This is a genomic window from Synechococcus sp. KORDI-100 (assembly GCF_000737535.1).
Lineage (GTDB): Bacteria > Cyanobacteriota > Cyanobacteriia > PCC-6307 > Cyanobiaceae > Parasynechococcus.
Genome location: NZ_CP006269.1, coordinates 2,622,672 through 2,642,351, shown reverse-complemented (window position 1 = coordinate 2,642,351; position 19,680 = coordinate 2,622,672). Strand labels below are relative to the sequence as shown.

The window sequence follows — 19,680 nt, the reverse complement described above, 5'->3', positions numbered from 1 at the left end:
TTGATCGGTCACGCAAACGTTGACCTATTGAGTCCCCGTGTTCAGCTGAGCAGAAGCTCAAGGTGTCGGGCCACCCTCTGCACAGCGGCGCGGGCGGTGGCATAGGCCATGCGCATGGGTCCGATCAGGGCGACCTGTCCGATCCCCTCGCCTCCGCAGCGGTAGGGAGCCTGCACTACGGCACAGGGTTGCAGGGCACTCTGGGGATGTTCATCACCGATCCAGACCCTGGCCTGCTGTCCGGCTCCAACAAGCGCTCCCGGGCGTTCATCGATCAGCTCCATCAGTGGCCTCAGCTCCTGAACCGTCTGAAATTCCGGCTCGGCCAGCAGGCGCGATAAACCATGCACCACGGTGGGTTGATCCATCCCCGTCACCGAGCTGGATTGGTCGAGCGCACTGCGCAGAACATCCCCGCTTCTCTGCAAATGGGGAGGCAGTGAATTCCAGTTCAGTCCCCCTTCGGCGAGTTGCTGATCGGTCCAGCGTTCCACCGCTTTGAGTTCGTCTTTGGCGCAGAGGGGAAGGCGGAGATTGAGATGACTCGCACATCCGCTGTCCTCGACCAGCATCACCAGCAGCCGATCGCCACTGGAGACCAGCCGGATTGCTTCCAGCTGCGCCTGGGTGCCCCCCGGCCGCGTGATCAAACTCATCAGGCCCGTGAAATCGGTGAGTCGGCGCGCCAGCTGCAGCAGCAGATCATCAAGAGCCGCCCAGCGCAGGCTGAGGCCCGTGAGCTCCCGTTCAAGATGCTGCACGGCAATGCCGGGCTCCGGCAGCAGGCAGTCCACGTAATGGCGATAGCCCAGCGGGCTTGGAACTCGTCCGGCTGATGGATGCGGTTGGGTCAGCAGTCCCCGCTGCTCCAGGGCGCCCATGGCGGAACGGACCGTCGCTGAGCTGGCCTTCAGCCCGAAACGCTGGACAAGGGTGCGGCTGCCCACCGGCTCGATGGTGTCCACGTAGTGATGCACGGTGGCCCGAAGCACCTGTTGTTGTCGTGTGGACAGGGGCTGCATCAGTACCGGGGAACTGCGGGATCGACCTGGACACTCCAGGCATCAATGCCACCCTCAAGATTCCACACCTCCAGAGCGGCATTCTGTGCAAGCAGCCACAGACCGAAATGTCGGCTGCGGATTCCGGCATGGCACAGAACCACCACCGCCCGGTCGCTCGATAGGTCGGCAAGAACCGTCTCCATCCACTCGCCGGATCGACTGAGAGGAAGATGCAGCACGTCTTCAGGAAAGGGAGCGATCTGCACCTCGCTGTCTTCACGCACATCGATCAGCCTCGGTGGCGGGCCCTTAGCATTGAGCCAGCGATGCAGCTCAGGCGCTGTGATCGACCGTGGATCCGTGCTTTGCATGGCGCCATTCTGCGGCGATGGACAAAGATGAGCGAAGACCGTTCCGCAGGCCCATGAAGGCCCGCTCATTCCTTACAGGCATTGCAGGGGTGTTGCTGGCGCTGCTGCTGCTGGCGTTCACCCTGCTGTGGGGGATCGATCGGCGCAGTCCCCTGCGTCTGGCTTCCCAGCCTCTGGAGTTGCCACGTGCGGCACGTTTTGTTCCCAGAGAAGCGGATCTTGCCTTGCACTGGCTGGCGGATCCCGTTCGGCTGCCCGCCTATGTGCAGGCCGTGTCACAGCCTTCCGAACGCCGTGCGTCCCGGGATGCTGCAAGGCGCTGGCGCGATGGTGTATTTGCTCTGGCAGGTCTTGATTTCGACCGGGAGCTGACGGGATGGCTGGGGTCGGAACTGAGCCTCACGCTCATCGATGCCGGCGACGCCGGTGATCCGCCTGGATGGGTGCTGGCGCTCACCAGTCGGGACAGTGACGGGGCCCGCCGCTTCCTGCAGCGCTTCTGGCAGACCCGCAGCCTTGCCGGGACCGATCTGCAGGTGAGCCGCTATCGCGGCATGGGCCTGATCAGTGGTCGCGGTGCCCTTCTCGGCCGCGATCCCCAGCCCCTCGCCACAGCCCTGATTGACGACGATCTTCTGCTGCTCGCATCGGGCCGCGGCGTCCTGGAGGCCGCCTTGGATGTGTCTCAGTTGCAGGATCAGCACCAACTCGGCGATGCAGGGCTGCAGCAGCAGCTGACCGAGCTCGGTGATGGGGTTGCCTTGCTGACGGCGTCACCCCGAGCTCTGCAGCACTGGTTGCAGCTGCCCTCGGTGATTGCTGAACGCGGCGATCTCACTGGACTTGTGGCCGCCTTGCGCCCTCAGGGCACGGATCTGGCGGTGGAGGCCAGGCTGCGCTTCCGCGATCGCTGGGAGACCGCACCCTGGACGCCGCTTCAGGATCTCGCGACCGATGCCGGTGGTCGCGCGTCGTGGATGGTGTCCTTGCAGGATTCCGTGCGCTTGCTGGATCGCGAGGATTCCCACCCCTTCAGTCAATGGTTTGGTCCGCTGCTGCGAGCACAGCTCAGCAATCGATCAGCGCTCGATTCGATCGTCGGTCGTGACGATGGACCTCTGCTGTGGCTGCAGCAGGAATCAGGCTGGTTGCTCGCCAGCCGTTCAGGCCATCCGGATCTCGAAGCGGTGAACGGCGATCTTGAGGCGGATGGCCTCGCCCGTTCCCAGCTGGCCGGCGACGGGGAGATGCTGCAGGTCTGGACACGCCTGGTCCGGCAGCGGGGCCATGGCGACGGTTTGCAGGCCCAGTTGGCCGTGGCAACGGCTCAGGAGGCCGGGCGCCATTGGTGGGGGGAGACGCTTGAGGTGTTGCAGGGACGCCACGACCAGCGGGCGCTGCAGCCCCTACTGCAGCAGTGGCAGCGACTCACCTTGGACCATTCGCCCACGCAGGCTCTGCTGCTTGATTCGAAGTCTGCCCAGCACCTGATGGCCCGCTGGCGCCCCTGGATCACGCTTCAGGCTCTGGCTGGTCAGCCCTTGCAGCCGCGGGTGCGCGGCCTGGTGCTTGCAGCTGAAACGACTGGTCAGGATGAGCAGGAACCGGTGCTGCCCCTGCATGCCCGACTCGAACTCGGTTGACCTGCTGCTGTTGCGTCATGGGATTGCTGAGGACCGTCTCGATGGGCTCGATCATCCAGACAGGGCGCTGACCGCCAGAGGACAGCGCCGCACGCAGGCTGTCGCCAGCGCCCTGGTCAAGCGAGGTGTCCTGGTTGATCGCCTGATCAGCAGTCCTTACCGACGTGCTCTGGAGACGGCTCAGATCGCTGTTGAGGCTGGTCTCGCTCCGTCCCTCGAGATTCATCAGGCACTGCAGCCCTGTGGGGACCCCCTCTCCTTGGTCGGGCACCTTACCGGGCGGGTCTGTCTGGTCGGTCACGAACCCGATCTGAGTCGGCTGGCCACTCATATGCTCGGACTGCCATCGAACGCCCTTGTTCTGAAGAAGGCCGGCCTCATCCGTCTGAAGGGTCAGGCGTCCGACTGGGAGTTGCTGGCGCTGCTTCGTCCGGCGCTGCTGCTTGATCCTGTGAAGGAATGAACCGTCCGACGTAGGTTTCCTTCAGTGGCAACAGGGCGGTGGCTCAGCAGCAGTCGGGCGAACTGCGCCATGCGCGCACCGGGATTGAGCTCCGTCCAGGCCTTGATGGCGTTCCAGCCACCCAGTCGGCGATTTGCGACATCGATGGACAACAGGGCCTGCTCACTTATCGCGGCTTTCCGATTGCAGAGCTGGCGACCAACAGCAGCTTTCTGGAAACCGCGTTTCTGCTGATTTGGGGTGAACTGCCGACCCGTGATCAGCTCGCTGGATTTGAGCATCAGGTGCAGATGCACCGTCGGGTCAGTTTCCGGGTCCGGGACATGATGAAGTGTTTCCCTGCGACCGGACATCCGATGGATGCCCTCCAGTCCAGCGCAGCCTCACTGGGACTGTTCTACTCGCGTCGTGCCATCGATGATCCGCAGTACATCTATGACGCCGTCGTCCGCCTGATCGCGAAGATTCCCACCATGGTCGCGGCCTTCCAGTTGATCCGGAAAGGCCAGGACCCGATTCAACCCCGTGATGATCTGGCCTACTCGGCCAACTTCCTGTACATGCTCACCGAGCGGGAACCGGATCCCCTGGCCGCCAGGATTTTTGACCGCTGTCTGATTCTTCATGCGGAGCACAGTCTCAACGCCAGCACCTTCAGTGCTCGGGTCACGGCCAGCACCCTGACCGATCCCTATGCGGTTGTGGCATCCGCTGTTGGCACCCTTGCCGGACCTCTCCATGGCGGCGCCAATGAGGACGTTCTGGCGATGCTCGAGCAGATCGGGTCCCCCGAAAACGCCGGTGCTTATCTCGATGACGCCATCGCGGCGAAACGGAAGATCATGGGATTCGGCCACAGGGAATACAAAGTGAAGGACCCCCGTGCGGTGATCCTGCAAACACTTGCGGAAGAGATGTTTGCCCGTTTCGGACACGATGCGCTTTATGACGTCGCCCGCGCCGTCGAGCAGGAAGCGGAGTCACGCCTTGGTGCCAAGGGGATCTATCCGAACGTCGATTTCTACTCGGGCCTGGTTTACCGAAAGCTGGGTATTCCAAGGGATCTGTTCACCCCTGTCTTTGCCATTTCACGGGTGGCCGGATGGTTGGCCCACTGGCGTGAGCAGCTGGGTGCGAACCGCATCTTCCGTCCTTCACAGATCTATTCAGGTTCTGAACCTCGCGCTTGGATCCCCATCAATGAGCGTCCTCAGGCTTCGGCCGCTTAAGTTGCAGGAACTTCAGGCAATGCAATGGTGAGTCCGGGACTGGACCTCGAACTGAGCTTCAGCCAGGCATTGCAGGGACTTGGGCTGTCGGCTGAGGCAGCACGTCTGCTCTGGCTGCCCCTTCCCATGCTGCTGGTGCTGGTCGCCGCCGTGGTCGGCGTGCTGGTGTCGGTGTGGCTGGAACGCAAGATTTCCGCTGCTGTCCAGCAGCGGATCGGCCCTGAATATGCGGGCGCCCTCGGCATTCTTCAGCCACTGGCCGATGGTCTCAAGCTGTTGGTGAAAGAGGACATCATTCCGGCGAGGGCTGACAGCCTGCTGTTCACCCTGGGTCCGGTGCTGGTGGTTGTGCCGGTGATCGTCTCCTGGCTGATCATTCCCTTCGGTCAGAACCTGCTGATCAGCAATGTCGGCGTGGGGATCTTTCTCTGGATCGCCTTCAGCAGCATCCAACCGATCGGTTTGCTGATGAGCGGCTATGCCTCGAACAACAAATATTCCCTGCTGGGGGGTCTGAGAGCCGCCGCCCAGTCGATCAGCTACGAGATCCCTCTGGCTCTCGCGGTCTTGGCCATCGTGATGATGAGCAATTCCCTCAGCACCGTCGACATCGTCGGGCAACAGACTGGGGCAGGGATCCTCAGCTGGAACGTCTGGCGGCAGCCGGTTGGCTTCCTGATCTTCTGGATCTGTGCTCTGGCCGAATGCGAACGACTGCCGTTCGATCTCCCTGAGGCGGAGGAGGAGCTGGTGGCTGGGTATCAGACCGAGTACGCCGGTATGAAATTCGCCCTGTTCTATCTGGCGGGGTACATCAATCTGGTGCTCTCAGCTGTCTTGGTCTCCGTTCTCTACCTGGGGGGATGGGGGTTTCCAATTCCCGTTGAGTGGCTTGCCGGTTGGCTCGGGCAGCCGATTGACGCCCCTGTCGTTCAGGTGATCACAGGGTCCGTCGGCATTGTGATGACCGTGTTGAAAGCGTATCTGCTGGTGTTTGTGGCCATCCTTCTGCGCTGGAGCACCCCCCGGGTTCGCATCGATCAACTGCTCGATCTCGGCTGGAAATTCCTGCTGCCCCTCTCACTGGTCAATCTCCTGGTGACGGCGGCATTGAAGCTGGCGTTCCCAGTCGCTTTTGGTGGCTGACCCTCTCGCCAGCCTCTGTGCCGCCATCATGGGCACAGGTTCCTGACGTTCCTCTTCCACGTCTCCAAGTCCATGTTCGGATTTCTCAGACAGGTCGGTGATTACACGCGTGATGCGGTCGACGCTGCCCGCAATCTCGCCCAGGGCTTCTCGGTCACCTTCGATCACATGAAGCGCCGTCCTGTCACGGTGCAATATCCCTACGAGAAGCTCATCCCTTCCGAGCGCTATCGCGGAAGAATTCACTACGAATTCGATAAGTGCATCGCCTGTGAAGTGTGCGTTCGTGTTTGCCCAATCAATCTCCCGGTGGTGGATTGGGTGATGAACAAGGCCACGAAGAAAAAGGAGCTGCGGAACTATTCGATCGATTTCGGCGTCTGCATCTTCTGCGGAAATTGTGTGGAGTACTGCCCGACAAACTGCCTCTCGATGACCGAGGAATACGAGTTGGCTGCCTTTGACCGCCACAGCCTGAATTACGACAACGTCGCGCTCGGCCGCCTTCCCACCAGCGTCACCACCGATCCATCGATACGCCCCCTCAGAGAACTGGCTTACCTGCCGGCAGGGGAAATGTCTCCCCATGGTGTGGATCCTGATCGCCCCCGGGCCGGCAAACTGCCGGCGCAGGTGCTTGAGACTCTGGAACCACCCAAACCATCTGGTGCGTCGGATGAAGGACAATCAGCCGAAGCAACGGAGGAGGCCGACGGATGACCATCGCTGGAACGACTGAGCTCATCTGCTTTCTGGTGCTCTCTGCGGTTGTCGTTGTTGGAGCCCTCGGTGTGGTGCTGCTCGGCAACATCGTCTATTCCGCTTTCCTGCTCGGCGGAGTGTTCACGGCCGTTGCAGGCCTTTACCTCCTGCTGAACGCGAGCTTTGTGGCCGCAGCTCAGATCCTGGTCTACGTCGGAGCGATCAACGTGCTGATCCTCTTCGCAATCATGCTTGTGAACAAGCGGGAAGACCTCAAGGCCATCGCCAACCTCACCACTCGCCGTTTGGTTTCCGCCGGTGTTTGTGCTGGCCTCCTGGCTCTGTTGGTTCGCGTTGTGGTCACCACCCCCTGGGCCTTGCCCGGTCCACCGGCGGTTGGCGAGGAGGCCACGGCCCGGATCGGTGAGCACCTGTTCACGGATTACCTGCTCCCCTTCGAAGTCGCTTCCGTTCTGTTGCTGATGGCGATGATCGGAGCCATCGTTCTTGCCCGACGCGATGTGTTGGCCACGGATGTGGCCACTGGGGAAGCTGCTGACCAGGGCCTGATTGAAAAGGCCCAGACGCCTCTGCTTCTCGAGCGTCGCCCCTCCTGAGCCCCTGCATCGATCGATGAACGATTTTGTGTCCGGACTTCCTTCACTTCAGGCTTTCCTGCTCTTGGCCGCGTTGCTGTTCTGCATCGGTGTGTGGGGTCTGATCAACAGTCGCAACGCCGTGCGGGTGTTGATGAGCATTGAGTTGATGCTCAATGCCGTGAACATCAATCTGATGGCGTTCTCCTCCTACGTGGATGGGGACCTCATCAGGGGCCAGGTCTTCGCCGTCTTTGTGATCACGGTGGCTGCCGCTGAGGCCGCTGTTGGTCTGGCCATCCTGCTGTCGCTTTATCGCAACAGGGTTACGGTTGATATGGAACAGTTCAATCTGCTCCGCTGGTAATCGCCATCCAACGGGTCCATGCGTCTTGAGCGGGTCTGGGTGATCTACCGGGCCGAAAGCCAGCTAGCCCAGAAGGAAGCGCGTCAATGTGCAGCAGAGCTGCAAGGCCATGGCATTCAGGTTGTGACAGCCATGTCAGGCGCTCGGGTGAATCCCTTCCCCGGCCTGTTGGCCAATGAGGACTCCATGCCTGATCTGGCTGTGGTTCTGGGAGGTGATGGAACCGTGCTTGGAGCTGCGCGCCATCTTGCTGTTCACGACATTCCCATTCTGAGTATCAATGTGGGCGGGCACCTGGGTTTTCTGACCCACGACAAACGGGTGCTTCAAGGTGATGAGATCTGGCAGCGATTGCTGAATGACCAATTCGCCATTGAACGGCGATTGATGCTTCAGGCCATGGTGGATCGTCGTTCCGCTGAGGAACGGGCTGATTCGCCGGCGTTGCTTCAGCAACCCGATGTTGAGGACGACGAAGAACATCACTGGGCTCTAAATGATTTTTATCTGAGGGCCTACCGCGATGAGATTTCCCCGACGTGCACGCTCGAGTTGGAGATTGATGGTGAGGTTGTGGACCAGGTGCGTGGAGATGGTCTGATCCTCTCAACACCGACAGGGTCCACCGGCTACGCCCTGGCAGCCGGTGGACCGATCCTCCATCCGGGGATTGAAGCGATGGTGGTGGCTCCGATCTGTCCGATGAGCCTTTCAAGCCGCACACTGGTGGTTCCCCCCCGGGCTAGATTGGTGATCTGGCCCCTGGGTGATGCCGATCATCGCATCAAGCTCTGGAAGGACGGTGTTGGCTGCACCGTGATGGAACCTGGCGAATGTTGTGTGGTTCAGCAGGCCCGGCACCATGCCCTGATGGTTGTCTTGAATCAGAGCCCCTCGTACTACCGGACCCTCGCTCACAAACTGCATTGGGCCGGCAGCCTGACGGCCAGTCAGCCCTCACCGAACTAGGCATGGGACTGGAGATCGAGCGCCGCTTTCTGGTCAGAGGTGACGCTTGGAGATCGTTGGCTGGTCCACCCCAGAGGCTTCGCCAGGGTTATTTGGCCTCCAGTGCGAAGGGCATCACGGTGCGCCTTCGCTTGCAGAGCGATGGTCAGGCATGGCTCACGTTGAAGGCTGCGGCCGATTCCAGCGGCATTGCCCGCCACGAGTTCGAGTACTCAATCCCTGCCAGCGACGCGGAAGCTCTCTGGGCGCTGGCGCCCCACCGTCTTGAGAAGACCCGCTACGCCCTTGAGCTCGAGGGTGGTGACTGGGTGGTGGACTGCTTTTCTGATCGCAATGCTCCCCTGGTGCTGGCGGAGGTGGAGCTGGACCGAGCCGATCAGACCCTGACCCTGCCGGACTGGTGCGTTGCGGAGCTGACAGGTGAATCGCGCTGGGCGAATGCCGTTCTTGCCTCACAGCCCGTCTCGAGCTGGCCGGAACAGGAGCGTCGTCGTTTGGGCTTGCTCTGAGACGCCACTGGAAGCGTCTTTCGATTTCCTTTAGATTTAGCGTTAAATCGGGCCTCTCGGCTTTTCGCCATGGTCGGTCTCTACGACAGAGAAGGTGTGCTCCGCTTTGTGGGGAACACCCTTGAGGCATGTCTGGATTACGCCGCTCTGTTTGAGATTCCGCTGTCACCAAGTTCCCTGCAGGCCCTGCCGGAGCCAGTGGCTGTCAGGGTCCGTGGTTCTCAGCCTCGGGGAGGGCGCAGCAGTTGAAGCCGTCACGACAGATCCTGCCGTTGTCCATAGCCCAGTTCAGCAGTGCCACGCGATTCTTTGAACCGGTTTTTGTGAAGACGTTGCTGACGTGGTTATCGACAGTTCTTTTGCTGATGGTGAGCCGGTCAGCGATCTCCTGATTGGTGAGGCCTTCGGCGACCAGTTCAATGATTTCGATTTCCCGGGTGGAAAGGGAAATGTTGAGGGGATCGGACGATTCCGCGGATGTCATGGTCCACACGCCCCGTTGCACCCATGCTAGGCCCCGATTCCACCTTGATCCTGCATAGTGAACTGCCGAAACGGAACAGGGTTTGACGACGGCGCTGCAGCGCGTTTTAAAAGCAGGGAAGGCCGCGATCACGGCGGAGGTGATGCCACCTCGAGGAGCTGATCCCGGCCATACCCTCGCCATGGCAACCAAGCTCAGTGGTTGCGTCCATGCCATCAATGTGACCGATGGCAGTCGAGCGGTGATGCGGATGAGCAGCCTTGCCGTCTGCCGGTTGCTGCTTGATGCCGGCCTGGAACCGGTGTTGCAACTCGCTTGTCGCGACCGCAATCGCATTGCGCTTCAGTCGGATCTGCTCGGGGCCCACGCTCTGGGGATTCGCAATCTTCTCTGCCTGACAGGCGATCCAGTCAAAGCTGGGGACCAGCAGACGGCTCGACAGGTCAACGAGTACGAATCCGTCAAGCTGCTGCGTCAGGTGGAGGCATTCAACCGTGGCGACGATCCCAATGGGGGAGCGCTCGCGGACGGACCGACCGATCTGTTTGCCGGATGTGCCGCCGATCCGCAATCGCGGAGCTGGAGCGGATTGCAGCGACGACTGATGCGCAAACGGGACGCCGGCGCCCGTTTCGTTCAGACGCAGATGGTGATGGACCCTCAGGCTCTCGAGCGTTTTCAGAAGGATCTGGCAGGGCCGATGGAGCTCCCCGTGCTCGCCGGTGTCTTTCTGCTCAAATCGGCGAAGAATGCCCGATTCATCAACCGGGTGGTGCCCGGTGCCTGCATCCCTGAGGATTTGATCGCTCGCCTGGATCGCGCCGAGAATCCTGCTGCGGAAGGCGTGGCGATCGCAGCCGAACAGGTCGGTCGCTACCTCGACATCGTCCAGGGGGTTCACCTGATGGCGATCAAAGCGGAGGAGAGAATTCCCTTGATTCTTGAAATGGCAGGCTTCAGCTCGCTGCCGGTGTGAGATCGGTGCCCAGCAATTCGGCCATGGCCTTCTGCTGCGGCGAGGGTTCAACCAGATCCTGCCGGCGGGCATCCGTGATCAGCCAGTCAAGGGCTGCTTCCTGCAAGTCGAAGTGGTCCCCATCCTTGCCGACGCAGTAGCGCCCGAACACGAGTTTCTCCAGCAATTGCACCCCGGCACCGATGCGTGAGTAGTCAAAAATGATCGAGTTATCAATCACCGCACCTTCGCAGATGTGGCAGCTCGGGCCGATCATCGATGGTCCGATGATGGTGGCACCATCTTCGATTTTGGTCATACCGCCCACGTAGACAGGGCCCGTGACATTGATCTTGTCCCAGTCCGCTGCAACGTTCAGGCCTGCGTAAACACCCGGGCGAACTTCCTTGCCGGGAATCCCGACCTGACGAACATCGCCGAGGAGAACGCTGCGGATGGCTTGCCAGTAATCGGGAACCTTTCCGATGTCGACCCATTCAAAATCCATTGGAATGGCATAGAAGGGGGCACCGATGGATGCCAACTTCGGAAACAGATCCGAACCGATGTCGAACGAAACACCAGAAGGGATGTGGTCGAAGATGTCCGGTTCGAAGATGTAGATGCCTGTGTTGATGGTGTCGCTTAGGGCTTCATCAACGTCTGGCTTTTCCTGGAAATGAGAGATTCTGTCTTCTTCGTCCGTCACGACAACGCCGTAGCTGCTCACCTGTTCCTTCGGAACTCTCTTGGTGACCAGACTGGCCAGTGCACCCTTCTCGCGGTGACGCCGCACCGCTTCGGTGAGATCAAGATCAATGAGAGCATCGCCGCACATCACGACGAAGGTGTCATCGAAGAAGTGCTGAAAGTCCTGAATTTTCTTCAGACCACCTGCTGATCCCAGGGCGTTACCGATCAGTTCACCGTCTTCAATACAGCCCTCGAAGCTGTAAGCAATCTCAACGCCGAAGCGTTGGCCGTCGCGGAAGTAATTCTCAATCTCCTCGGCCAGGTGTGAGACGTTCACCATCACCTCTTTGAAACCGTGTTCCTTGAGCAGCTCAAGGAGGAATTCCATCACCGGCTTCTGCAGGATGGGGATCATGGGTTTCGGGATCACATGGGTGATCGGCTGAACCCTGGTCCCTTTGCCAGCCGCCAGAATCATCGCCTTCATAGGCGTTGCAGGCTCCAGAGGATGTGGAACATTAAACCGTGCCTCAGGCCGCCACGGGGTCGCTGGTCGGCACTGAAGCTGGCACGTCCAGATTGCTGATCGGCAATTGCGTCACGGATCCGGCCGCCGGAATCCTGCGCAGCCGTATCGGCGCGTGCAGCCAGCCCACTTGCTCAAGCTCCACCCGACCCTGGGAGGACAGGAACAGCAGGGCCCAGAACACACCGACACGATCGGTGTCGAGGTCGGCGGCGGCGGCATCGCGCCAGCGATCGACGAGTGCTTCGAAATCCAGCCAGTTCAGGGCATCCTCCCAGCCATTGAGAAAGACACCGAGGGCCGCGGTTGTTTCCGGCAGCTTTTCACGGTGAGCCAGGCTGGACACCTGGGCGATGGCTTCACGATCGCTGTAGCGTTTCTGTCGCTGGCGCCGTTTCTGCTGGAGTTCATCGGATTCAAGTTGCTCGGCGATCGACTCCAGCTGTTCGATCAGTTCTCCAAGGGTGACCGGTCGACGCAACGGTGGTGGCGCCACCGGACGACGCTGCAGATGACGTTCCGGACGTCGGGGCAGGTCAAACGCTGGATCCAGCCATCCCTGTTCGTCGAATTCGGCATCAAAGCCCTCTTCGATCTCCGGTGCCGGGGGAAGAATGCTGGCTTCCAGCAATTCCGCCTTGAGGCCAACCAGAACGGAGGCGGCCAGAAAGGCCTCGCTGCTGTCGGCCAGGTCGCGCTCGTAACTGCCCCCTCGGCCTTCAATGGCAGCAGCAACCTGTTTCGGCACGTTGATGCGTTGACTGAGCTGATCCAGAAAGCCGTCGATGACAGCGATCACGTCGACATCCCAGGGGTCGAGCTCCCCGCTTTCAGCGGCATCCTGGAGAAGACGGATGGCCAGACGGGCGCCGACATCAGCTCCAGCGCTCGCACCCGTCTGTTGCAAGGGATGACTCTCACTGGCTGAACGCTATCGATGACGACCCCACCACGCCAGTCAACGCTGGGGATTTGACTCAGGCCTCAGCTGCATCCGTGCTGTCACTGCTGCTCACCGTGGTGGCAGGCAGCAGGCCCAGTTGGGTCTCCACCGTGGAGCGGTAACGGCTGAGATCGCTCTCCAGCTCTTGAATCCGCACCTGCTGCGCCTCGAGATCGCTGGCCTTGCTGAGTTGGTCCACATTGGTGAGCATCCCGGTCCAGGCGGCAAAGAACCAGGCGGAAACAGCTCCGATGCCAGCGACGAGAAGCAGCAAACCGGCCAGGGGCATGGTCTGCTGAACCCCCGGCAGGAGATGCACCGTTGTCGCTGCGGTGTTTTCCAGGGTGAAGAACACCATCAACAGGCCAAAGGCAAAGATCAGGCCGAAATTGATCTGGCGCATGGTTCAGCGAGTGGACGCACAGAACTTACGAAGTTCCCTCCGCGTCGCCCCGTCGTATCCCTCAAACCACGCACTTATTCATCAGTCAGGATTGATCAGCCCGGCAGCGCCGGGGCCTGGAGCAAGGCAGGAACAGCCGGCTGACCTCGGATGATCGGAGCGGTCGGCCGACTGATGCGTTCCATCGCATAAACATTCCGGTTGACCAAGGCTTCGATCGACGAGCGATAGCTGTCGGTCATCAGGCGGGGGTAGAGACCGATGCCGATGATCGGCACCAGCAGGCAGCCGATGATGTAGACCTCGCGGGGCTCGGCATCCACGAGATTGGTGTGGGAGACAAGATCGGCTCGCTCCTTGCCGAAGAAGATCTCCCTCAGCATGGAGAGCAGATAAATCGGTGTGAGAACCACGCCAACGGCCGCCAGTCCGCAGATCACAATTCGGAACGGCAGTGTGTACGCCTCATCGGTGGCCAGTCCGGCAAACACCATCAGCTCGCTCACAAAGCCGCTCATGCCGGGGAGGGCGAGAGAGGCCAGTGAGCACACGGTCCAGAGGGCGAACATCACGCGCATCTTTTGGCCCACGCCTCCCATCTCATCAAGCTGAAGGGTGTGGGTTCGGTCGTAGGTGGCCCCCACCAGAAAGAACAGACTGGCCCCGATCAGGCCATGGCTAATCATCTGCAACATGGCACCGCTGGTGCCGAGGGCGCTGAAACTGCCGATGCCGATCAGCACAAAGCCCATGTGACTGATGGAGCTGTAAGCGATCTTGCGCTTCAGATTTCGCTGGGCGAACGAGGTGAGCGCCGCGTAGATGATGTTGACGACCCCCAAAACGATCAAGAGGGGTGCAAACTGCGAATGGGCTGCAGGCAGCAGTTCGCAGTTGAAACGCAGCAGGGCGTAGCCGCCCATCTTCAACAGGATGCCAGCCAGAAGCATGTGAACCGGCGCGGTGGCTTCTCCATGGGCGTCTGGCAGCCAGGTGTGGAGAGGCACGATTGGTAATTTGACGCCAAACGCGATCAACAGAGCCGCATAGCAGAGAAGCTGAAAGCCTGTTCCGAAGTCTTTGGCGGCGAGGGTGGTGTACTCAAAGTTGGGTGTGCCTCCCCCGAAGAACCCCATGGCCAGTGCGGCCAGAAGGATGAAGAGGGAGCTGCCGGCGGTGTACAGGATGAACTTCGTTGCTGCGTACTGACGCTTCTTGCCGCCCCAGATGGCCAGCAGCAGATAAACGGGGATCAGCTCCAGCTCCCAGGCCAGAAAGAACAGAAGCATGTCCTGCACGGCGAACACGGCGATCTGTCCGCCATCCATGGCCAGCAGCAGGAAATAAAAGAGTTTCGGTTTGAAACTCACGGGCCACGCGGCCAGGCAGGCCAGTGTGGTGATGAAGCTGGTCAGCAGGATCAGAGGCATCGACAGACCGTCGGCGCCAACGGCCCATGTGAGCCCGAGGTCAGGAAGCCAGCTGACCCGCTCCGCCAGCTGCAGACCGCTCAGGTTCGGGTCATAGCCGTTCAGGTAGGCAGCAACGGTGATAAGGAAGGTCAGCAGCGTGATGCCGAGCGAATACCAGCGAACCCGGCGCCCATCCCCGGCATCGGGAATGAACGGCACCAGCAGTGAGCCCACGATCGGGAAAAGAATCGCGAGGCTCAGCCAGGGAACGGTCGCGTTCACAGGCTCAACCGGCCCGGCGACGGCAAACTCGATCACTGCTGTCCCAGCACTCCACTGGTTGGACTGTAGAAATCACAGCCGGTGTGTCATCACCTCGATAGGCGATGACACACAGAAGCAGGATCAAGCGATGGGTCCACCCAGCACGCCGAACAGAACCACAAGACCGATGACACCGGCGAACACGATCAGGGCATAGAACTGGGCGCGGCCGTTTTCGAGGTATTTCAGACCTTCGCCGCTTCCCAGAGTCAGCAGACCGGTCAGGTTCACAACGCCGTCCACGACCTTGGCATCGACTTCAAGAACCTCACGGGCGAGCTTGCGACTTCCTCTCACAAACAGACGCTCGTTGATGGCATCTAAATACCACTTGTTCGAGAGAAAGGCATTGATGACAGGGAAACGAGCCGCGACAAGCTGGCCGAGGTCAAGTCTCTTGAGGGCATAGGCCAGAACGGCGATGGTGATGCCCGTGACGGAGATCGCCACGGACGCTCCAGCCAGTGGCAGGAACTCCTCCCAGCTGAAGTGTTCAGCCATCTCAACGGCTTCGCTGGGCTCGAGCAGAGTGGCAAACCGGCTGTTCCAGGGAGTGCCCAGCAGTCCGATCAGGACAGAGGGAACGGCGAGAACGGCCAGAGGTGCTGTCATCGACCAGACCGACTCATGCACGCTGCCTCCGTGGGCGTGATGCTCATCAGGGTTCTTGCCAACCGAGAGGAGCAGCTGCGTTTGCACGCTCTTGTCATTGCCTCGAAACTCACCTTCAAACGTGAGGAAATAGAGGCGGAACATGTAGAACGCCGTCATTCCTGCGGTGATGAAACCGACCAGCCAGAGGAGCGGGAAGCTGTTGAACGCCTGGCCGAGAATTTCATCCTTGCTCCAGAAGCCTGCCAGCGGAGGAATGCCGCTGATGGCGACGCAACCGATCAGGAACGTGATGGCTGTGATGGGCATCTTCTTGCGCAGGCCGCCCATCAGACGCATGTCCTGGGCAAGGACTGGCTCATGGCCCACGACCTCTTCCATGGCATGGATGACCGACCCGGAGCCCAGAAACAGCATTGCCTTGAAGAAGGCGTGGGTCACCAGGTGGAACAAACCGGCCACGGGTGCGCCGCATCCCATGGCCAGCATCATGTAACCCAGCTGGGAGACGGTGCTGTAGGCCAGCCCCTTCTTCAGATCCATCTGTGTGAGTGCGATGGTCGCCCCCAGAAAGCAGGTGATGGTTCCCACCACGGCGATCACAGCCTGGATGGACGGGAACAATCCATAGAGGGGGTCGAGTCGAGCCACCAGGAAAACACCGGCGGCGACCATCGTGGCGGCGTGGATCAGAGCGGAGATGGGCGTGGGACCCTCCATGGCATCCGGTAACCACACGTGCAGAGGGAATTGGGCTGATTTCGCCATCGGCCCAAGGAACACCAGGATGCAGAGAGCCAGGGCAGCCCACATCGGGATGGAGCCGGTGCTCAGTGCCTGCTGCAGGCCGTCTGCGATGCCCTGGAAATCGAAGCTGCCCGTGGCCCAGAACAGACCAAGGATCCCGAGCAGCAGGCCGAAGTCACCAACGCGATTGACAACAAAGGCCTTCTGGGCCGCATGGGCTGCGCCATCGCGGTCGTACCAGAAGCCAACGAGCAGATAGGAACACATCCCCACAAGCTCCCAGAACACGTAGATCTCGAGCAGGTTGGGGCTGATGATCAGCCCAAGCATCGAGCTGCTGAACAGCGCCAGGTAGGTGAAGAAGCGCACATAGCCCTTGTCGTGGGCCATGTAGCCGTGGGAGTACACCATCACCAACAGAGCGATGGTGGTGACCAGCGCCAGCATCACCGCAGCCAGCGGATCAACCACGTAGCCCATGGGCAGGCTGAAGTCGCCGGCGCTGGCCCAGACAAACAGATGTTCAACCGCTGGAGCACCAGCCAGCTGTCCCGCCAACACCGCATAACTGATCACCGCGGCGGCGCCGACGCAGGAGATCAGCAGCAGCGCGACCGGTTTTCGCAGTCGGTTGATCGTGCGATTGAAGCTGATCAGTCCCAAACCGGTGATCACCGCTCCGAAGAGCGGCAGCAGGGGGATCAGCCAGGCGAGTTCAGCAGCCGAAGACATCCGCTCCTGGCAGGGTCAGTTGGAGTGTAGGCAGCTCAGCTCAGCAGTTTCTCCAAGCTGGAGTGCAACATCAGAGCACCGGCACTTGAGATGAAGCGATGGGCCCACCAGAAAACAGCCACCGCAACGGCGATTCCAAGTTGGGCAGGGCGCAGGAACTCCTGCCATATCAGAGTTTGTCGCCCATCGAGCACGGCCAGAAAAGGCACCACTGAGGTGCTGGATCGCAGGTCTTCAAAGGCGTCACCAAAGCGTGCCCGCAAGCGCCGGTCCCCATGCCAGACAGCGAAGAGATGGTGCGCAATCAGTCCTGCGCAGGTCACCAGCATGAAGCTGCTGCCAATCCACAACGCGTGGGTCATGCACCAGAGAATCTGACCAATCGCCTGCGGATGCCGAGAGATGCGGATGATCCCTTTGGCATAGAGACGAACCTGGGGCTTGAGGACGGCGGGGATCTCGAGGAGGTTGTAGGTGGCCGGATAGAGGAACAAAAAGCTGATCGCTGTCCCCAGCCAGACGAGGGGAACCATGCCTGGGAGGCCCTGAAGGTTCCAGAGGCGCACACCGTCGTAGCGGTGAGCCAGAAACCAGCCGATCACCACCACGGCCGATGGAATGCTTGCTGTCGCGAAGATGAGGCGCCAGGCCCTGGCTCCGATCAGCGCTTCAGCACGGCTCCTGAGGGCAGCCCCGCCGCTGTGGATCACGGCGAACAACAGCAGCAGCAGCAGCATCACCAGGCTGCTGTGTTGATCCGACATCGCCATCCAAGCGTGAAGTCTGCTGATTCTGTTCCGTGAGGGGCGCTTACAGTCGCTGGGTTGTCAGCGAGCGAGCAGGCGACCATGGCAGATCTGCCGTTCACGCTCGATCAGCTGCGCATTCTGCGGGCCATCGTCAGCGAGGGCAGTTTTAAAAAAGCTGCTGACAGCCTCTACGTCACCCAGCCGGCCGTCAGTCTCCAGATCCAGAACCTGGAAAAGCAGCTGGAGGTGTCCCTGTTCGACCGTGGAGGACGCAAGGCGCAGCTCACGGAAGCCGGTCATCTGCTGCTGAGCTACTGCGATCGCATCCTCAGCCAGTGTCATGAGGCCTGCCGTGCACTCGAGGACCTGCACAATCTCAAGGGTGGTTCTCTGGTCGTGGGAGCGAGTCAGACCACAGGCACCTATCTGATGCCGCGCATGATCGGCCTGTTCCGCCAGAAATATCCCGATGTCGCTGTTCAGCTTCAGGTGCACAGCACCCGCCGCACCGGCTGGAGCGTCGCCAATGGACAGATCGATTTGGCGATCATTGGCGGTGAGTTGCCGCCGGAACTGAACGAACTGCTGCAGGTGGTTCCCTATGCCAGCGACGAGCTGGCGCTGGTGTTGCCGGTCAAGCATCCCCTGGCTCGGCTGGTGGAGCTCACCAAGGAAGACCTCTACCGGCTGGGTTTTGTCTGCCTGGATGCGCAGTCAACGACGCGGAAGATGGTGGATCAACTGCTTGCCCGCTCCGGTCTCGACGTGCAGCGACTGCGCATCGAGATGGAACTGAATTCCCTGGAAGCCATCAAGAACGCTGTGCAGGCAGGACTCGGTGCCGCCTTTGTTCCCGTCGTCTCGGTTGAGCGGGAGTTGGCGGCAGGAACCATTCATCGGCCGATCGTGGCTGATCTTCAGGTCCGTCGTCAGCTCAAGCTGATCACCCACCCAGCCCGTTACTGCTCCCGTGCATCAGCGGCCTTCCGACAGGACGTGCTGCCGGTGTTCGCCAGTCCGGACAGCCCGTTGAGACAAGGTCAGCCGGCTTAGAACTGATCAGCCTCCGGCGTGATTCCGACGGTGTCATCGGCGATGCCTTTGGTGATGAATTTGTTCTCGCTGCCGTCGGTTTGGTACACACAGCGGACGATGGGTTTGTCTCGGATCGAGCCGATGTAGGCAAAGGTGTTCATGCGCTGCTTGCATTCCTTCTCCTGCGCTGGGGTGATCGCTCCCTCTCTGCGCAGGACGGACCAGTTCTCACGACGGATCACGCAGCCAGCCTGAAGAGCCGGCTGGGTGACGAAGCTGGTGACCGGTCGCATCGTTGTGTACATCTCAACGTCCATCACGTAGGCGCTGGCGCCCCACTGCTGGCAGAACTCGGGATCGGGAACCGCCATGTCGAGCTGCTGACTGCTGGCGATGTTGCCCTGATCACCAGCGGTTGTGCTGGTCACGGCACTGCCGATGCCGATCCCCACGATCAACACTCCGGCCAGAACTGCAGCCGTGAGCGTGTTGAAGCTGAACCCGGGACCCGCTCCAGGTGCACCACCGGAGGCCGGCGGTCGACCGCCGTAGGACGGCCGCTCACGTCGGTCTTGTTCGAAACGCTCGTAGCGGCTCTCCCGCTGCCCTCGTCTGTCCCCCGGGTCCTGGTTGTCCCGAGGTCCTCGACCGTAGCGAGATCGGTTCACAGCAGTTCAGGCGTGCGAGGCAGGCCCATGGAGTAGTTGGTGACGCGTCCATCCGGGTTGTAGCTGAGCTCACCGGCCTGCAGCAGCTGCCGGATGCTCCCCTCCAGCTCCGTGCCGATCCGCCGCAGGCTGTAGTCGCTGAGTTCCCCGCCGGCACCAGCATCCACCAGCTCCTTGAATCGCGTCTGGATGGAGGCAACAGCACTGTCCGACCAGAGAAATTCGTTGTCCGGGTCGAGATCCAGGGTGAGCTGATCCGGATCCGGGATCAGATCGTCGTTTTCCACCCGGGCCGTGAACAGGCGGACGTGGCGGGTCGTGCATTTCAGCAGGGTGTCAGCCATGGCGCCGGTGGACTGTCAATCGACTTTAAGGAGAAGAAGCAGCCATCCACAACG

23 protein-coding genes are annotated in these 19,680 nt (G+C 60.8%); 12 read left to right on the top strand and 11 right to left on the bottom strand.

What is annotated here, in order from left to right:
• Positions 1 to 41 precede the first annotated feature (41 nt).
• Both KR100_RS13645 and KR100_RS13640 read right to left on the bottom strand, forming a co-directional pair.
• Positions 42 to 1,022, bottom strand: coding sequence for a heat-inducible transcriptional repressor HrcA (locus tag KR100_RS13645; protein ID WP_038547133.1), 981 nt, complete (start codon positions 1,020 to 1,022; stop codon positions 42 to 44).
• Positions 1,022 to 1,375 (bottom strand): rhodanese-like domain-containing protein, encoded by a 354-nt coding sequence (locus KR100_RS13640; protein WP_038547128.1) that lies wholly within the window; start codon positions 1,373 to 1,375, stop codon positions 1,022 to 1,024. The genes KR100_RS13645 and KR100_RS13640 overlap by 1 nt, the downstream gene beginning before the upstream one ends.
• Positions 1,376 to 1,428: 53 nt before the next feature.
• Between KR100_RS13640 and KR100_RS13635 the strand changes: the two genes are divergently transcribed.
• From KR100_RS13635 to KR100_RS16415, 10 genes are all read left to right on the top strand, one after another.
• Positions 1,429 to 3,018: a DUF3352 domain-containing protein gene (locus KR100_RS13635; RefSeq protein WP_239420351.1), complete on the top strand. Its 1,590-nt coding sequence runs from the start codon at positions 1,429 to 1,431 to the stop codon at positions 3,016 to 3,018.
• On the top strand, positions 2,996 to 3,481 hold the full coding sequence (gene sixA / locus KR100_RS13630) for a phosphohistidine phosphatase SixA (RefSeq protein WP_038547122.1): 486 nt from the start codon (positions 2,996 to 2,998) through the stop codon (positions 3,479 to 3,481). The genes KR100_RS13635 and sixA overlap by 23 nt, the downstream gene beginning before the upstream one ends.
• Positions 3,482 to 3,519: 38 nt before the next feature.
• Positions 3,520 to 4,710, top strand: coding sequence for a citrate synthase (locus tag KR100_RS13625; RefSeq protein ID WP_038547119.1), 1,191 nt, complete (start codon positions 3,520 to 3,522; stop codon positions 4,708 to 4,710).
• Between the two features lie 27 nt (positions 4,711 to 4,737).
• The gene (gene nuoH / locus KR100_RS13620; protein WP_204207815.1) at positions 4,738 to 5,856 is read left to right on the top strand and encodes an NADH-quinone oxidoreductase subunit NuoH; all 1,119 of its coding nucleotides are present in this window, start codon (positions 4,738 to 4,740) and stop codon (positions 5,854 to 5,856) included.
• A 72-nt stretch (positions 5,857 to 5,928) separates the two neighbouring features.
• On the top strand, positions 5,929 to 6,576 hold the full coding sequence (ndhI, locus tag KR100_RS13615) for an NAD(P)H-quinone oxidoreductase subunit I (RefSeq protein WP_038547113.1): 648 nt from the start codon (positions 5,929 to 5,931) through the stop codon (positions 6,574 to 6,576).
• On the top strand, positions 6,573 to 7,175 hold the full coding sequence (locus tag KR100_RS13610) for an NADH-quinone oxidoreductase subunit J (protein WP_038547110.1): 603 nt from the start codon (positions 6,573 to 6,575) through the stop codon (positions 7,173 to 7,175). The genes ndhI and KR100_RS13610 overlap by 4 nt, the downstream gene beginning before the upstream one ends.
• Positions 7,176 to 7,191: 16 nt before the next feature.
• Entirely contained in the window at positions 7,192 to 7,521 is a 330-nt protein-coding gene (gene nuoK / locus KR100_RS13605; protein ID WP_038547107.1) for an NADH-quinone oxidoreductase subunit NuoK, read from the top strand.
• Between the two features lie 18 nt (positions 7,522 to 7,539).
• Positions 7,540 to 8,490 carry an NAD(+) kinase gene (locus KR100_RS13600; protein ID WP_038547105.1) on the top strand — a complete coding sequence of 317 codons (951 nt, stop codon included), beginning with the start codon at positions 7,540 to 7,542 and terminating at the stop codon, positions 8,488 to 8,490.
• A gap of 2 nt (positions 8,491 to 8,492) precedes the next feature.
• Positions 8,493 to 8,999 (top strand): CYTH domain-containing protein, encoded by a 507-nt coding sequence (locus KR100_RS13595; protein ID WP_038547101.1) that lies wholly within the window; start codon positions 8,493 to 8,495, stop codon positions 8,997 to 8,999.
• A 69-nt stretch (positions 9,000 to 9,068) separates the two neighbouring features.
• Positions 9,069 to 9,248 (top strand): hypothetical protein, encoded by a 180-nt coding sequence (locus KR100_RS16415; RefSeq protein ID WP_071839947.1) that lies wholly within the window; start codon positions 9,069 to 9,071, stop codon positions 9,246 to 9,248.
• On the opposite strand, the gene KR100_RS13590 is transcribed toward KR100_RS16415, so the two are convergent.
• Positions 9,205 to 9,483, bottom strand: coding sequence for a response regulator transcription factor (locus KR100_RS13590; RefSeq protein ID WP_038548935.1), 279 nt, complete (start codon positions 9,481 to 9,483; stop codon positions 9,205 to 9,207). The genes KR100_RS16415 and KR100_RS13590 overlap by 44 nt on opposite strands.
• A gap of 82 nt (positions 9,484 to 9,565) precedes the next feature.
• On the opposite strand from KR100_RS13590, the gene KR100_RS13585 reads away from it, so the two are divergent.
• A complete protein-coding gene (locus KR100_RS13585; RefSeq protein WP_038547098.1) occupies positions 9,566 to 10,459 on the top strand; it encodes a methylenetetrahydrofolate reductase in 894 nt (297 codons plus the stop codon).
• Here KR100_RS13585 and KR100_RS13580 read toward each other — a convergent pair.
• From KR100_RS13580 to KR100_RS13555, 6 genes are all read right to left on the bottom strand, one after another.
• Positions 10,440 to 11,618, bottom strand: a complete 1,179-nt coding sequence (locus tag KR100_RS13580; RefSeq protein WP_038547095.1) for an NDP-sugar synthase — start codon at positions 11,616 to 11,618, stop codon at positions 10,440 to 10,442. The two genes, KR100_RS13585 and KR100_RS13580, sit on opposite strands and share 20 nt — an antisense overlap.
• A gap of 43 nt (positions 11,619 to 11,661) precedes the next feature.
• Positions 11,662 to 12,564, bottom strand: coding sequence for a segregation/condensation protein A (locus tag KR100_RS13575; RefSeq protein WP_038547092.1), 903 nt, complete (start codon positions 12,562 to 12,564; stop codon positions 11,662 to 11,664).
• A gap of 70 nt (positions 12,565 to 12,634) precedes the next feature.
• Positions 12,635 to 13,003: a lipopolysaccharide assembly protein LapA domain-containing protein gene (locus KR100_RS13570; protein ID WP_038547089.1), complete on the bottom strand. Its 369-nt coding sequence runs from the start codon at positions 13,001 to 13,003 to the stop codon at positions 12,635 to 12,637.
• Between the two features lie 95 nt (positions 13,004 to 13,098).
• Complete coding sequence (locus KR100_RS13565) at positions 13,099 to 14,733, bottom strand: NAD(P)H-quinone oxidoreductase subunit 4 (protein WP_038547085.1); 1,635 nt, start codon at positions 14,731 to 14,733, stop codon at positions 13,099 to 13,101.
• 87 nt (positions 14,734 to 14,820) lie between these two features.
• Complete coding sequence (locus KR100_RS13560) at positions 14,821 to 16,830, bottom strand: NAD(P)H-quinone oxidoreductase subunit 5 (RefSeq protein ID WP_038547081.1); 2,010 nt, start codon at positions 16,828 to 16,830, stop codon at positions 14,821 to 14,823.
• Between the two features lie 35 nt (positions 16,831 to 16,865).
• Positions 16,866 to 17,600 (bottom strand): NnrU family protein, encoded by a 735-nt coding sequence (locus tag KR100_RS13555; RefSeq protein WP_204207733.1) that lies wholly within the window; start codon positions 17,598 to 17,600, stop codon positions 16,866 to 16,868.
• A 78-nt stretch (positions 17,601 to 17,678) separates the two neighbouring features.
• Between KR100_RS13555 and KR100_RS13550 the strand changes: the two genes are divergently transcribed.
• Positions 17,679 to 18,632, top strand: a complete 954-nt coding sequence (locus KR100_RS13550) for a LysR family transcriptional regulator (protein WP_038547079.1) — start codon at positions 17,679 to 17,681, stop codon at positions 18,630 to 18,632.
• Here the strand turns inward: KR100_RS13550 and KR100_RS13545 are convergent.
• Both KR100_RS13545 and KR100_RS13540 read right to left on the bottom strand, forming a co-directional pair.
• A complete protein-coding gene (locus tag KR100_RS13545) occupies positions 18,629 to 19,282 on the bottom strand; it encodes a DUF3172 domain-containing protein (protein WP_038547076.1) in 654 nt (217 codons plus the stop codon). The genes KR100_RS13550 and KR100_RS13545 overlap by 4 nt on opposite strands.
• The gene (locus KR100_RS13540; protein WP_038547073.1) at positions 19,279 to 19,626 is read right to left on the bottom strand and encodes an NAD(P)H-quinone oxidoreductase subunit M; all 348 of its coding nucleotides are present in this window, start codon (positions 19,624 to 19,626) and stop codon (positions 19,279 to 19,281) included. The genes KR100_RS13545 and KR100_RS13540 overlap by 4 nt, the downstream gene beginning before the upstream one ends.
• Between the last annotated feature and the right edge of the window lie 54 nt (positions 19,627 to 19,680).

Coding starts and splice junctions, on each gene's coding strand:
- KR100_RS13580 (WP_038547095.1), bottom strand. CDS start 11,618: ATGAAGGCGATGATTCTGGCGGCTGGCAAAGGGACCAGGGTTCAGCCG.
- KR100_RS16415 (WP_071839947.1), top strand. CDS start 9,069: ATGGTCGGTCTCTACGACAGAGAAGGTGTGCTCCGCTTTGTGGGGAAC.
- nuoK (WP_038547107.1), top strand. CDS start 7,192: ATGAACGATTTTGTGTCCGGACTTCCTTCACTTCAGGCTTTCCTGCTC.
- sixA (WP_038547122.1), top strand. CDS start 2,996: ATGCCCGACTCGAACTCGGTTGACCTGCTGCTGTTGCGTCATGGGATT.
- KR100_RS13555 (WP_204207733.1), bottom strand. CDS start 17,600: ATGGCGATGTCGGATCAACACAGCAGCCTGGTGATGCTGCTGCTGCTG.
- KR100_RS13640 (WP_038547128.1), bottom strand. CDS start 1,375: ATGCAAAGCACGGATCCACGGTCGATCACAGCGCCTGAGCTGCATCGC.
- KR100_RS13570 (WP_038547089.1), bottom strand. CDS start 13,003: ATGCGCCAGATCAATTTCGGCCTGATCTTTGCCTTTGGCCTGTTGATG.
- KR100_RS13600 (WP_038547105.1), top strand. CDS start 7,540: ATGCGTCTTGAGCGGGTCTGGGTGATCTACCGGGCCGAAAGCCAGCTA.
- KR100_RS13560 (WP_038547081.1), bottom strand. CDS start 16,830: ATGTCTTCGGCTGCTGAACTCGCCTGGCTGATCCCCCTGCTGCCGCTC.
- KR100_RS13645 (WP_038547133.1), bottom strand. CDS start 1,022: ATGCAGCCCCTGTCCACACGACAACAACAGGTGCTTCGGGCCACCGTG.
- KR100_RS13610 (WP_038547110.1), top strand. CDS start 6,573: ATGACCATCGCTGGAACGACTGAGCTCATCTGCTTTCTGGTGCTCTCT.
- KR100_RS13595 (WP_038547101.1), top strand. CDS start 8,493: ATGGGACTGGAGATCGAGCGCCGCTTTCTGGTCAGAGGTGACGCTTGG.
- ndhI (WP_038547113.1), top strand. CDS start 5,929: ATGTTCGGATTTCTCAGACAGGTCGGTGATTACACGCGTGATGCGGTC.
- KR100_RS13550 (WP_038547079.1), top strand. CDS start 17,679: ATGGCAGATCTGCCGTTCACGCTCGATCAGCTGCGCATTCTGCGGGCC.
- KR100_RS13590 (WP_038548935.1), bottom strand. CDS start 9,483: ATGACATCCGCGGAATCGTCCGATCCCCTCAACATTTCCCTTTCCACC.
- KR100_RS13540 (WP_038547073.1), bottom strand. CDS start 19,626: ATGGCTGACACCCTGCTGAAATGCACGACCCGCCACGTCCGCCTGTTC.
- KR100_RS13635 (WP_239420351.1), top strand. CDS start 1,429: ATGAAGGCCCGCTCATTCCTTACAGGCATTGCAGGGGTGTTGCTGGCG.